Origin of the sequence: Anaerolinea thermophila UNI-1 (assembly GCF_000199675.1) — a bacterium.
Lineage (GTDB): Bacteria > Chloroflexota > Anaerolineae > Anaerolineales > Anaerolineaceae > Anaerolinea > Anaerolinea thermophila.
The window spans coordinates 633,309-644,874 of the sequence record NC_014960.1 but is presented as its reverse complement, the minus strand read 5'-3'; the positions used below and the strand labels follow the sequence as shown (position 1 = coordinate 644,874).

Here is an 11,566-nt window from a genome sequence, read left to right as displayed (position 1 = left end):
GAGGAGATGAACATTGTGATTGTTGGACTGGCATTTTTGGGAGCCTTCTTCATCTTCCTTGCCTCTATCGGCATTCTGCGCATGCCCGATTTGTTCCTGCGCATGTCGGCAACGGCTAAAGCCGGAACGCTTGGAGTAGGCACGCTGTTGTTTGCCACCATCCTGCACTTTCAGGATTTCGTCATTACCAGCCGGGCGCTGGCGACCATTATCTTCCTGATCCTCACTGCACCGGTTGCCGCCCATATGATTGCCCGCGCCGCCTACTTTGACGGCACCCCTCTCTGGGAAGGTACGGTGCGGGATGATTTGAAAAACCATTACCAGCTGACTACTCACGCGCTGGACAGTCAGGTGCATCCTGCCGAAGACACCCCCAGCATAGAGACTGCTGAAGGCGACGACTTTACCGAAGAAGGCTAAACGGCTTGTATTCTTCATCGGACAGGATGCAGGAAAGGAGGTCTTCATGCGCAATATGGCGAGCCGCATCACCGGGATTACCCTGATCGGCATGGCGATTCTGGGAGTCCTTTTCAGCATCGCGGCGATCATCTTGACCAACCGTTTTCTGGACGAAGCCCGCAGCGCTATCATCGCCACCGGTGATTTGACCGAACGGGCTTTGCTCAATACTGCCAAAGGGCTGTACACTGCCCGCACTTCGCTGGAGGAAGCCCAAACAACCCTTTCAGCCATTCACCAAACGCTGGATGGAGTCACCGCCACCGTAGAAGGCTTTTCCCCCGCGCTGGAAGCCTTCCACACCCTGTTGGGCGAATCCCTGCCCGCCGCCATCCGTACCACACAGGTCACCCTGCAAGCCGCGCAAACCGCCGCCCAGACGCTGGATATCTTCCTGTACGGGTTAAGCCAGGTGCCCATTTTGAGCAATTTTGTCAAACCGCCGGAAGTCGCCCTGCATACTGCCATTGGCGAGGTGAACAGCAGTCTGGATAATATTCCTGCCGCTCTGCAGGATGCCCAGCAGGGCGTACAAACTGCCAGTAGCGAAAACGCCAAAATGGAAAGCGGGCTGGAAACCATCAGCGGGCAGATGAGCGGTATCGAGGAAGTCGTCCTGGAAATGAAAAACGTGGTGGATGAATACCTGCTCCTGGTAGAAGACCTGCAGATGAAACTGCTGAATTTTGAAAAGCGCCTGCTCACCTGGGTATCCATCTTCCGCGTACTGATGACTTTCATCCTCGCCTGGCTGGCGCTGGCGCAAATCAGCCTGTTCCTGCAAGGCTGGGACCTGCTGGTGCACGGCTTCCCCGGACAAGGCACAGCGCCTGAAACCAGGGGGCATTCAGAAACGCCAAAAACCTGAAAAAATGCCCCCAAAAAGGCTTGACTTTTACCGGTGAACTTGCTATAAAATAACCAACATTTGAGCACCATAAAGGCTGTGAAGGGAAAGAGTACCCTTCGCCACGACGGTACAGAGAGCAGGGGAAAGGTGAAAGCCCTGCCCGTTCCGCGAGGGGGAATGGTTCCCGGAGCCGCAGGGTGAAAGGCAGAGTGCCGAGTATCCCGCGCCGGAGTTGCCGCCGTTATTTGGGCAAAGGGTATAACCGGTTCATCCAGAACCGCCGTACCCCATGAGTGAGGCTGGCTTTCTTCCCCGTCGTCGTCACGACGGGGATTTTGATTAAACCCCAACCCCAGCCTAAATTGGGTGGCACCGCGAGAAACCTCTCTCGTCCCAATGGACGGAGAGGTTTTTTTGATTAACCAACCAGAGGAGGAATGGAATGACCCAACCCCTGACCCACGTGTCTTTACCCGTATCGGCAAAAAGCGTACCTGCACCACTGGTACGCACCCTGCCCGCCGACCTGGAAACCCCCGTCTCCATCTACCTGAAACTGGCAAACGGCTCTCCGTCCTTTTTGCTGGAATCGGTCACCGGTGGAGAGCAGGTCGCCCGCTATTCGTTTATCGGTGTGCGTCCGCGTCGGATCTATCGCATTGAAGGTGACCGTCTGATTGTCAGCGATTTGCAGGGCAGGGAAGAGTATTACAGCGGTGAGCCTTTCAAACAACTGGAACGGCTCTTTTCCGCCAAAAAGCGCCCTGTTCTCCCCGGCTTGCCGCGCTTCAGCGGCGGGCTGGTAGGCTACCTGGGTTATGAAATGGTACGCTATTTTGAAGCGGGAATCGGCACATTGCCTGCCCAGTATGAGTACCCTGATGCCCTGCTTCTGGAAGTGGATACTCTGGCGGCATTCGATCACGCCTTTGGGAAAATCATCCTCATTGCCCATCCCGAACCCGCCCTGCCCCGCAATGAAGCCCAACAGGAAGCCGAACAACGCCTGGATGAATTGCAGGCAAGCCTGCGAAAGCCCCTGGAACTGCCCCTCTCTTACCCCTCACATGCAGAAATGACCACGATGAAGTCCAACATGTCCAGAGAGCAATTCCTGAGCGCCGTCGAACAGGCAAAGGAAGCCATTCGCGCGGGGGAAATCTTTCAGGTGGTGCTTTCTCAGCGCTTCAGCCGCACTACCAGCGCCCATCCCTTTGAGATTTACCGCGCCCTGCGCCGTCTCAACCCCTCGCCCTACATGTTCTACTTTGACTTTGCCAACAGCACAGCCGGAGAACCTTTGCGCCTTATCGGCGCATCGCCGGAGATGCATGTGCGCCTGAGTGGCAACACGGCAACCATCCGCCCGATTGCGGGAACCCGTCCGCGCGGCACCACCCCCGAAGCAGACCTGCAACTGGAAAAAGACCTGCTGGCAGACCCCAAAGAGCGCGCCGAGCATGTCATGCTGGTAGACCTGGCGCGCAACGATCTGGGAAGGGTATGCACCTATGGCAGTGTGCAGGTGCGTGAGCAGATGACCATCGAACGCTACTCTCATGTCATGCACATTGTCTCTCAGGTCGAAGGTACCCTGAGACCGGAACTGAATGCGTTCGACCTGATGCGCGCCACATTTCCCGCCGGGACGGTGAGCGGTGCCCCTAAAGTACGCGCCATGCAAATCATCCGCGACCTTGAACCCACACCTCGCGGCGTCTATGCGGGAGCAGTAGGCTACTTTGCCTTCGACGGCAGTATGGACACCTGTATTGCCATCCGCACACTGGTGATGCAGGGAAAGCGCATTTCCGTCCAGGCAGGCGCTGGGATTGTGGCGGACTCGGAGCCTGAACGGGAATATCAGGAAACGCTCAATAAAGCCCGCGCGCTTGCCCAAGCCATTGAGATTGCTGAAAAACCGGAGGAACACCATGTTGCTTATTCTGGATAACTACGACTCGTTCACTTACAACCTGGCACAAATTTTTGGCGAACTGGGGGAAGAAATTGCCGTGTACCGCAATAACGAGATCAGCCTGGAGCAAATCCGCGCGCTACAGCCGGAGCGCATCGTCATCTCGCCGGGACCAGGAGGACCGGAGGATGCCGGGGTCTCCATCGAGGTCATCCGAGAGTTAGGGATGCATATTCCTCTTCTGGGGGTGTGCCTGGGGCATCAGTGCATCGCCGCCGCCTTTGGGGGCAATGTCACCCGTGCGCCGCGCCTGATGCACGGCAAGACCTCGCCTATCTACCATTACGGAGAAGATCTCTTCACCGGCATTCCCAGCCCCTTTGAAGCCACCCGCTACCATTCCCTGATTGTCGCCGAGCCTTTACCTCAAGAACTGAAAGCCACCGCCTTCACCTCGGCAGGCGAATTGATGGGCTTGCGCCACCGCCAGTATCCCATCTTTGGGGTGCAGTTCCACCCCGAATCCATTCTCACCCCTTACGGAAAACAACTGCTCAGAAATTTTCTGGATGTGCGTGTACCTGCCGCACAACCACTTTGAACGAAAGGAGAAGAACCCATGCTTAAGCCCTACATTGCAAAAGTGATGAACTTTCAATCGCTTTCGGCGCAGGAAGCCGAAGAAGCCATGAACATCATCATGAACGGTGAAGCCACGCCTGCACAAATTGGCGGGTATCTGGTGGCTCTGCGCATGAAAGGTGAGACTGTGGAAGAGATTACCGGCAGTGCCCGCGCCATGCGCGCGCATGCCAGCCGGGTCAAGGTGCAGAGCACACCTCTGATCGACACCGCCGGTACCGGCGGAGATGGCGCTCACACCTTCAATATCTCCACCGCCGCAGCTTTCGTCATTGCCGGCACCGGCAGGAAGGTTGCCAAACACGGTAACCGGGCGGCCTCCTCGCGCTGTGGAAGCGCCGATGTGCTGGACGCGCTGGGAGTGCGCATCAACCTCACCCCTGAGCAGGTTGCCCGTTGCATTGAAGAAGTGGGCATTGGCTTCCTGTTTGCCCCCAGTTTCCACCCGGCGATGAAGCACGCCGTAGCCCCGCGCCGCGAACTGGGTCAGCGCACGCTGTTTAACCTGCTGGGTCCGCTCACCAACCCGGCAGGTGCTACCCATCAACTCATCGGTGTATACGATGGCAAACTGACCTCCATGCTGGCGGAAGTGCTGGGCGAACTGGGCGTGCAGGGTGCCTTTGTTGTCCACGGTCATGGCGGGCTGGATGAACTTTCCACCAGCGGTCCCAACCGCATCAGCCGATTGCATGACGGCAGGGTGGAAAACGAAGAACTGGATGCCCGCGACCTGGGCTTGCGGCAGGCAACGCCCGAAGACCTGCGCGGCGGTGAACCCGCCGAAAACGCCAGCATTTTGCGCGCTATTCTGGAAAACCGCGATGACAGTCCCCGCCGTGATGTCGTCCTGTTGAACAGCGCTGCCGCCATTGCCGCCGAATGCGGTGACCTGACCCGCGCACTGGCAGAAGCCGAACACTCACTTTCCAGCGGGGCCGCGCTGCAAAAACTCGAAGCCCTGGTGACTTATTCTCAACAGGTAGCCGTATGAATCGCCTGGAAACCATTCTGGCACACAAACAGCGGGAGATCGAGGAACGCCTGCAGACCGTATCCCCGGAACAACTGGAGCGGGACATCCAGGAAACCCTGCCACCACCGGACTTTCGAGAGGCACTCCGCCGTCCTCCAGGCGCCCCGGTGCGGTTGATTGCCGAAATTAAACGGGCTTCGCCTTCCCGCGGGCAAATGGCACCCATTGCCAATCCGATAGAACTGGCGCACTGTTACCAGCAAAACGGCGCCGCCGCCATCAGCGTACTGACCGATGCGCGCTTCTTCTCCGGCAGTCTGGAAGACTTGCGCGCCATTGCTGCACTGCCTCATCACCCGCCTTTGCTGAGGAAGGACTTCATCCTCCACCCCATACAGATTCTGGAAGCCCGCGCCGCGGGCGCTTCGGCAGTCCTGCTGATTGCCGCCTGCCTGTCGCCGGCATCTCTGCGCCATCTGATGGCTTACGCCGCTGAACTGGGAATGAGTGCGTTGGTTGAAGTCCACAACGAAGCCGAACTGGAACAGGTGCTGACCTGTCAGCCTGAAATCATCGGCATCAACAACCGCAACCTGCGGACGTTCGAGGTAGATCCGTATACCGCCCTGAGACTTCTCCCGCTCATCCCTTCTCCCATGATTAAGGTCGCTGAGAGCGGTATTCACACCCCGGAAGATGCTCACCGTTTTGCCGATGCAGGCTTTGACGCCCTGCTGGTCGGCGAGGCACTGGTCACTGCGGCAAACCCGGGGGAGAAAATGAAAGAATTGATTGGAGTGGTAGAATGAATATCAAAATTTGCGGGCTGACCACAAAAGAAGACGCCCTCATCGCCGCCGAAGCCGGAGCGAATTTTCTGGGCTTTGTGTTCTATGAACGCAGTCCGCGCTTTATTCACCCGGAAGGGTGTGCGCGTATCGTCGAAACCCTCAAAGGGTATCCGGTGCAGTGCGTGGGAGTGTTCGTTAACCACGCTGTGGAAAAAGTGCAGGACATTTTGCGCACCTGTGGGTTGGCACTGGCGCAACTCTCCGGAGATGAACCTCCCGCACACCTGGAACAACTTGCAGGCAAAGCCTTCAAAGCCCTGCGCCCTGCCACGCCCGATGAACTGGACGAAAATCTACACATCTACCCCCCTCACCACCCTGCGCCTGCGTATTTACTGGATGCCCATCAGCCAGGCGCCTACGGCGGGACAGGCTTATCGGCAAATCTGGAAATAGCCCGCCCGCTGGCAATGCGCATGCCCATCCTGCTGGCAGGCGGTTTGACGCCGGAAAACGTCGCCGAGCGTGTGTTGCGCGTGCGCCCCTGGGGGGTGGATGTGTCTTCCGGGGTAGAATCGGCACCCGGCAAGAAAGACCCCGAACGGATACGCGCCTTCATCCGCGCAGTGCGAGCCTGCGAACATGCCCTGATTCATTCATAAATCCCTCACTGGAGAATTCACCATGGAAACCCTTTCACTAATTCCCACACAACAAAAAGACGGGCGCTTTGGCATTTTTGGCGGACAATACATCCCCGAGGTGCTCATGCCTGCTGTGCAGGAACTGGAAGAAACCTACCGCCAGACCCGGAACGATGCTGAGTTTCACGAAATCTATACGCATCTACTGAAAACCTACGTGGGACGCCCCACCCCGCTCACCTTTGCCAAACGCCTGACCGAAGAACTGGGCGGAGCACGCATTTACCTGAAACGCGAAGACCTGACGCACACCGGCGCGCACAAAATCAACAACGCCCTGGGGCAAGCCCTGCTGGCAAAACGCATGGGCAAAACCCGCCTGGTCGCCGAGACAGGCGCCGGTCAGCACGGTGTAGCTACCGCCACGGTTGCCGCTCTGCTCGACATGGAATGCGTGGTTTATATGGGCAGTGTAGACATCGCCCGACAACAGCCCAATGTGCAACGCATGAAACTGCTGGGTGCAGAGGTACGTGCTGTGGAAAGCGGCACCCGCACGCTGAAAGATGCCGTCAACGAAGCCATCCGCGATTGGGTGACCAACGTGCGCACCACGCACTACCTGCTGGGTTCGGCACTGGGACCGCATCCCTACCCCACCATTGTGCGCGACTTTCAAGCCGTAATCGGGCGGGAAGCCCACGCGCAAATTCTGGAAGCCGAAGGACGCCTGCCGGACGCCTGTATCGCCTGCGTAGGGGGTGGCTCCAACGCGATTGGATTGTTCAGCGCCTTTGTGGACGATGAAGAGGTAGCCCTGATAGGCGTGGAAGCCGGGGGCGAGGGTATTGCCAGCGGAAAGCACGCCGCGCGCTTTGCCGACCCTGCACGTGGAAAGCCAGGCGTCCTGCATGGTACCTTCACCTACCTGCTTCAGGATGAAGATGGGCAGGTACTGCCCACCCATTCCATCTCCGCCGGGCTGGACTACCCCGCGGTGGGTCCTGAACATGCCTATCTGCGGGAGATAGGACGGGCAGAGTACACCAGCGTGACCGACGCAGAAGCCCTGCAAGCCTTCCAAACCCTTGCCCGTACTGAGGGCATTTTGCCCGCCCTGGAGTCATCCCATGCGCTGGCAGAAGCTATACGCCGCGCCCCCAGCCTGCCCCGTGAAAGCATCCTGCTGGTGAATCTCTCCGGGCGCGGGGACAAGGACCTGGAAACGGTTCTCAAAGCCCTGAAAGGCAGGGGGGCATGAGCGGGATCAAAAGAATTGCGCAGATCTTTGAAAAAGCCCGCAACCAACAGCGGGCAGCACTGATTCTGTACTACCCGGCAGGATACCCGGACTACGCCACTTCGCTGGAAGTACTGAAGGGGCTGGCGCAAAGTGGAGCAGATCTTCTGGAGGTGGGCATGCCCTTCTCGGACCCGCTGGCAGATGGTCCCACTATTCAACACGCCACCCAGATGGCGCTGTCGCAGCGAATGAACACCCGCCACTGTCTGGCACTGGTACGGGAACTGCGCCAGCAAGGTGTAGAAACGCCTGTGGTGCTGATGGGGTATCTCAATCCGGTGATGGCATATGGCATGGAGCGCTTTGTGCGAGATGCCCGCCAGACCGGCGCTGATGGCATCATCCTGCCCGATTTCCCGCCGGAGGAAAGCGCCGACTTCCGCGCCCTGTGTGACGCTTATGAACTGGCGTTGATCTCACTGGTTTCCCCTGCTACACCACCGGAAAGAGCGCGCCAGATTGCCGAAACCACGCGGGGGTTTCTCTACCTGATCTCGCTGACTGGCGTCACCGGGGCAAGAGAATCCCTTCCCCCCGAACTGGAGGCATTCGTTGCCCGCACGCGCGCCGTAGCGCGGGTGCCTCTGGCGGTGGGATTTGGCATCAGCACACCTCAGCAAGCCCGGCGCGTCAGCCAGATTGCCGATGGGGTCATCATTGGCTCGGCACTGATTGCGCGGACTGGAGAGGCGGCAAACCCAGTCCAAGCCGCCGTTGAATTTATCCAGCAAATGTTTACCGCGCTGGGTAAAGAGGAACTGCCACGCTTTGAATCTCTTTGAGCATGATCTCGTGCAGGACAGGATTGGCGCACAGCACATTGCAGGGCGGGCGGAGATAATCGGGAGCGCCGTCCATACGGGTCACCCGCGCGCCGGCTTCTTCTGCGACCAGCCCGCCCGCCGCCAAATCCCAGGGATTGACCGAGACTTCCCAGTAGCCATCGGCGCGGTTGGCGGCAACGTAGCACAAATCCAGCGCCGCCGCGCCCAAACGGCGCACCCCCTCGCAACGGCGGTGAAAGTGGGCAAAGAACTGCAAATTGGTCTCGATGACCCAGTTCTCGTAAGCAAAGCCGGTAATGAGCAGACTGTGGAGCAAATCCCCAGCGCCTTCCACCTGCAAACGGCGGTCGCCCAGCCAGGCACCCTGTCCCCGTTCGGCACAGAAGAGGTCGTCCTGATTCGGGTCGTACACCACGCCCAACTGCACCTGTCCTTTGTAAGCATAGGCAATGGAAACGGCAAAGATGGGCATGCCGTGAGCAAAATTGGTGGTACCGTCCAGCGGATCAATAATCCACAGGTGCTCTTTCTGTCCATCCTGATGCCCATTTTCCTCGCCCAGAATGGCATGGTGCGGGAAACGCGAACGAATCAGGCGAATGAGCAGGTCTTCCGAGCGTCTGTCGTACTCGGTGACGGGATTGATGCGGGCTTTGTACTCCACTGCCATTTTGCGTCCAAAGCCTTCCAGTAAAACAGCACCCGCCTCGCGGGCAAATTGTTTGAGATCTTCCAGTTCAGGCAACATGGCTATGATTATACACCCTTCAACACAGAGTCCCCTGCTTGCGCAGGGGACTCGAAAGAGAAACTCCGCAGGAGGTGTTAACTCAACCCTTTCATCTCATCCAGAATCTTATACAGTTGATCCAGTTCTCGCTGAATCTCATCCCGATCGGCAAGGGCTTGCTTGAGGAGCGTTTCGAAGGCAGGCTTTTGCTCATCAGGCAAAGTTGCCAGCAAACGCTCGGTGCGGGAAATCTGGGTATTTTTGTGGCGCAGTTTCTGTTCCAGACGCTCACGATAGCCCTGATAGAAATCGCGTTCGTTCATCGGCGCGGGCACGTTGGGCGAGTCGGAAGTTAACACTTCTGCCACGGTGAGCAGAAAATCTTCCGTATCGATGGGCTTTTCGATAAAACGCACCCCACCAAAACTGAGGGCGAATTTCTTGTCTTCGGGGGTGACGTAAGTCGCCGAGACGAAGATGATGGGAATAGAGCGCGTTTGTGGATTCTTGCGAATCTCATGTGCCATGGCAAACCCATCCATACGCGGCATGAGGATATCGGCGACGATGAGCGCGGGTCGCTCTCTGGCAATGAACTCCAGCGCCTCCAAGCCATCACAGGCAGAGACAACCGGGTACCCCTTAAAGCGCAGGGTCACCTCGAGCAATTCCCGCACATGGGGAACATCTTCCACAACCAGAATGGGTCCAAGCGGTACACTCATACACTTCGATTTTAGTCTTTCCGAAGTTAATCTGCAAGGACAAGAAACTTTACAATAATGCAAACCTTATCAACCCGTTCCACGCCTCCCCCTGTTTTCAAGCAGAATTTTTGAACTGAGAAATCTGGCGGATGTGTTATGATTAACACTGTATGGAACATTCCCCCTCTGCTTATGTGCGCATGTATCGCTGTCAATCCATTGGATACGCGGCTTTGAAAGGGCTGAGTTTTCCGACTACCGGTCGTGTCACCGGCTCGACCTCTAAAGGGGTCTTTGTGCTGGTTCCCCCTCAACGAGTCTTCTTTCTTTCCTATGAATCTTATCGGGGTCCTCTAACCCTCAACCTGAGCCCGCGCCCCGCCGAACCCCTGCCGGTGTATATCGGGCAGGAAGTGCATCTGGAAGCCGACGAAATCAGCCTGCCCACCCTGAATACGCACATTAGCCTGAGCGACGAGAATCTCTGGCTTCCGCCTGTGCCCCCGGCGCGCATCCGCTCGGGCGAGGAATTATGGGCGAGCATCCAGCGGCTGAGCGAAAGCGCCCTGTATGTGCACCGCGGGGTGGGGTTTGTGCCTCTTCTGGCGTTCATCATGGACGACCCCCATCCACCCACCATTCCTGCCATCCTTCAACCCAGCATTGCCAGCATTCTCATCCTCAAGAATCTGTTTACCCAACCGCTGGAAGTCAGCATGCCCGCCCTGACTGGCTTGATGGGCAGTGGCAGAGGGTTGACTCCCTCAGGGGATGACCTGATTGTTGGATTGATGTTGCTCTTAAGCCGCATGCCGGGAATGGACTCGCTCCACGAAACCCTTGAAGCCCTGCATCGGCAGATAATGGAGATTGCCTTTGAGAAGACCACCGCGCTGAGCGCCAATCTCATCGCCTGCGCCTGCGAAGGAAGCGCTGATGAGCGTCTTATCCAGGCAGTGGACGGCTTCCTGACCGGTTCTCTGAGCGAGTCCGCAGTGCTGGCTACCCTGCAGGAATACGGCAGTTCTTCCGGCGTAGATGCGCTGACCGGCATGGCGCTGGCATTGCGGGCGCTGAAAGTGGCAAACTATCTTATCTAAACCAGGTATATTTGTTAAGTAAAAAGAGGGCGCAGTTGAAGTTGCGCCCTCTTTTTTCGTCAATGTGTACGGCTCTGCCTAGACCAGGATGTCATCCGGAACACGCATGACCTCGTTGGCTTTGCGCACCTCATCGGGCACGTTGAAGTCGAGGTCGGCGCCAACCATCTGGCGGATGTAATCCTTGACCAGTTGATCCCAGTACTTCTTGGTGATGTAGTACACGCGAGCGCCGCCCAACTCGTGCTGATACTCGGGCCAGGGGTAAGAGGGTTGCGCCATGCCCAAGCCCCAGCGCATCCAGCCGTTGTAGGACTCGTAGGTCGCCCACCATTCCTTGTTGCCAAGGATTTCGAAGCCATAGTAGTGGCGTAGTACATGGCGGCGCCGATGCGCCCACCGCGAACCAGCGCCATGGTGTGCAGACTGATGTTGATGTCCTCGTTCATCAGACGCCCATTGGCGAAGCCAGCCCACAACCCATCAATCAAACCCACCAGGGTGTAGGGGTCCTTGAGGCGCTTGCGGTACCAGCCCAACACCTCCGAGTACACACGCGCGCCCACAATGTCATAGAAGTCATGATCCACATCGAGGAAGCGCTTGAGGTAAGAAAGCATCAGGGGCACTTCATCCAGCCGCGCTTCGCGGATGT

Annotated in this window: 13 protein-coding genes and 1 other annotated feature; of the genes, 10 read left to right on the top strand and 3 right to left on the bottom strand. The window is 57.7% G+C overall.

What is annotated here, in order from left to right:
• Positions 1-6: 6 nt before the first annotated feature.
• From mnhG to trpA, 9 genes are all read left to right on the top strand, one after another.
• On the top strand, positions 7-423 hold the full coding sequence (mnhG, locus tag ANT_RS02970; RefSeq protein ID WP_013559026.1) for a monovalent cation/H(+) antiporter subunit G: 417 nt from the start codon (positions 7-9) through the stop codon (positions 421-423).
• Positions 424-469: 46 nt separating this feature from the next.
• The gene (locus ANT_RS02965) at positions 470-1,333 is read left to right on the top strand and encodes a hypothetical protein (RefSeq protein ID WP_013559025.1); all 864 of its coding nucleotides are present in this window, start codon (positions 470-472) and stop codon (positions 1,331-1,333) included.
• A gap of 69 nt (positions 1,334-1,402) precedes the next feature.
• Positions 1,403-1,714: a binding site (T-box leader), on the top strand.
• A gap of 43 nt (positions 1,715-1,757) precedes the next feature.
• A complete protein-coding gene (gene trpE, locus ANT_RS02960) occupies positions 1,758-3,269 on the top strand; it encodes an anthranilate synthase component I (protein WP_013559024.1) in 1,512 nt (503 codons plus the stop codon).
• Positions 3,250-3,834, top strand: coding sequence for an anthranilate synthase component II (locus ANT_RS02955; RefSeq protein WP_013559023.1), 585 nt, complete (start codon positions 3,250-3,252; stop codon positions 3,832-3,834). The genes trpE and ANT_RS02955 overlap by 20 nt, the downstream gene beginning before the upstream one ends.
• A gap of 18 nt (positions 3,835-3,852) precedes the next feature.
• Positions 3,853-4,869, top strand: coding sequence for an anthranilate phosphoribosyltransferase (gene trpD / locus ANT_RS02950; protein WP_013559022.1), 1,017 nt, complete (start codon positions 3,853-3,855; stop codon positions 4,867-4,869).
• On the top strand, positions 4,866-5,660 hold the full coding sequence (gene trpC, locus ANT_RS02945; protein ID WP_013559021.1) for an indole-3-glycerol phosphate synthase TrpC: 795 nt from the start codon (positions 4,866-4,868) through the stop codon (positions 5,658-5,660). Before trpD ends, trpC begins: the two co-directional genes overlap by 4 nt.
• The gene (locus ANT_RS02940) at positions 5,657-6,304 is read left to right on the top strand and encodes a phosphoribosylanthranilate isomerase (protein WP_013559020.1); all 648 of its coding nucleotides are present in this window, start codon (positions 5,657-5,659) and stop codon (positions 6,302-6,304) included. The genes trpC and ANT_RS02940 overlap by 4 nt, the downstream gene beginning before the upstream one ends.
• A 22-nt stretch (positions 6,305-6,326) precedes the next feature.
• Positions 6,327-7,547, top strand: a complete 1,221-nt coding sequence (gene trpB / locus ANT_RS02935; RefSeq protein ID WP_013559019.1) for a tryptophan synthase subunit beta — start codon at positions 6,327-6,329, stop codon at positions 7,545-7,547.
• Positions 7,544-8,371 carry a tryptophan synthase subunit alpha gene (gene trpA, locus ANT_RS02930; protein ID WP_013559018.1) on the top strand — a complete coding sequence of 276 codons (828 nt, stop codon included), beginning with the start codon at positions 7,544-7,546 and terminating at the stop codon, positions 8,369-8,371. Before trpB ends, trpA begins: the two co-directional genes overlap by 4 nt.
• On the opposite strand, the gene ANT_RS02925 is transcribed toward trpA, so the two are convergent.
• Together ANT_RS02925 and ANT_RS02920 are read right to left on the bottom strand one after the other, a co-directional pair.
• Positions 8,325-9,122: an inositol monophosphatase family protein gene (locus tag ANT_RS02925; protein WP_013559017.1), complete on the bottom strand. Its 798-nt coding sequence runs from the start codon at positions 9,120-9,122 to the stop codon at positions 8,325-8,327. The genes trpA and ANT_RS02925 overlap by 47 nt on opposite strands.
• A 77-nt stretch (positions 9,123-9,199) precedes the next feature.
• Positions 9,200-9,829: a response regulator gene (locus tag ANT_RS02920; RefSeq protein WP_013559016.1), complete on the bottom strand. Its 630-nt coding sequence runs from the start codon at positions 9,827-9,829 to the stop codon at positions 9,200-9,202.
• A 152-nt stretch (positions 9,830-9,981) separates the two neighbouring features.
• Here ANT_RS02920 and ANT_RS02915 point away from each other — a divergent pair, with 152 nt between their 5' ends.
• The gene (locus ANT_RS02915; protein WP_013559015.1) at positions 9,982-10,911 is read left to right on the top strand and encodes an oxamate carbamoyltransferase subunit AllH family protein; all 930 of its coding nucleotides are present in this window, start codon (positions 9,982-9,984) and stop codon (positions 10,909-10,911) included.
• Positions 10,912-10,989: 78 nt separating this feature from the next.
• Here ANT_RS02915 and ANT_RS17670 read toward each other — a convergent pair whose 3' ends face one another.
• Positions 10,990-11,388 (bottom strand): hypothetical protein, encoded by a 399-nt coding sequence (locus tag ANT_RS17670; protein WP_013559014.1) that lies wholly within the window; start codon positions 11,386-11,388, stop codon positions 10,990-10,992.
• Between the last annotated feature and the right edge of the window lie 178 nt (positions 11,389-11,566).

Excerpts from the sequence above, each read along its gene's own strand:
- trpD (WP_013559022.1), top strand. The coding sequence starts at position 3,853 with ATGCTTAAGCCCTACATTGCAAAAGTGATGAACTTTCAATCGCTTTCG.
- ANT_RS02925 (WP_013559017.1), bottom strand. The coding sequence starts at position 9,122 with ATGTTGCCTGAACTGGAAGATCTCAAACAATTTGCCCGCGAGGCGGGT.
- ANT_RS02955 (WP_013559023.1), top strand. The coding sequence starts at position 3,250 with ATGTTGCTTATTCTGGATAACTACGACTCGTTCACTTACAACCTGGCA.
- ANT_RS02965 (WP_013559025.1), top strand. The coding sequence starts at position 470 with ATGCGCAATATGGCGAGCCGCATCACCGGGATTACCCTGATCGGCATG.
- ANT_RS02920 (WP_013559016.1), bottom strand. The coding sequence starts at position 9,829 with ATGAGTGTACCGCTTGGACCCATTCTGGTTGTGGAAGATGTTCCCCAT.
- ANT_RS02940 (WP_013559020.1), top strand. The coding sequence starts at position 5,657 with ATGAATATCAAAATTTGCGGGCTGACCACAAAAGAAGACGCCCTCATC.
- ANT_RS02915 (WP_013559015.1), top strand. The coding sequence starts at position 9,982 with ATGGAACATTCCCCCTCTGCTTATGTGCGCATGTATCGCTGTCAATCC.
- trpE (WP_013559024.1), top strand. The coding sequence starts at position 1,758 with ATGACCCAACCCCTGACCCACGTGTCTTTACCCGTATCGGCAAAAAGC.
- trpA (WP_013559018.1), top strand. The coding sequence starts at position 7,544 with ATGAGCGGGATCAAAAGAATTGCGCAGATCTTTGAAAAAGCCCGCAAC.
- mnhG (WP_013559026.1), top strand. The coding sequence starts at position 7 with ATGAACATTGTGATTGTTGGACTGGCATTTTTGGGAGCCTTCTTCATC.
- trpB (WP_013559019.1), top strand. The coding sequence starts at position 6,327 with ATGGAAACCCTTTCACTAATTCCCACACAACAAAAAGACGGGCGCTTT.
- trpC (WP_013559021.1), top strand. The coding sequence starts at position 4,866 with ATGAATCGCCTGGAAACCATTCTGGCACACAAACAGCGGGAGATCGAG.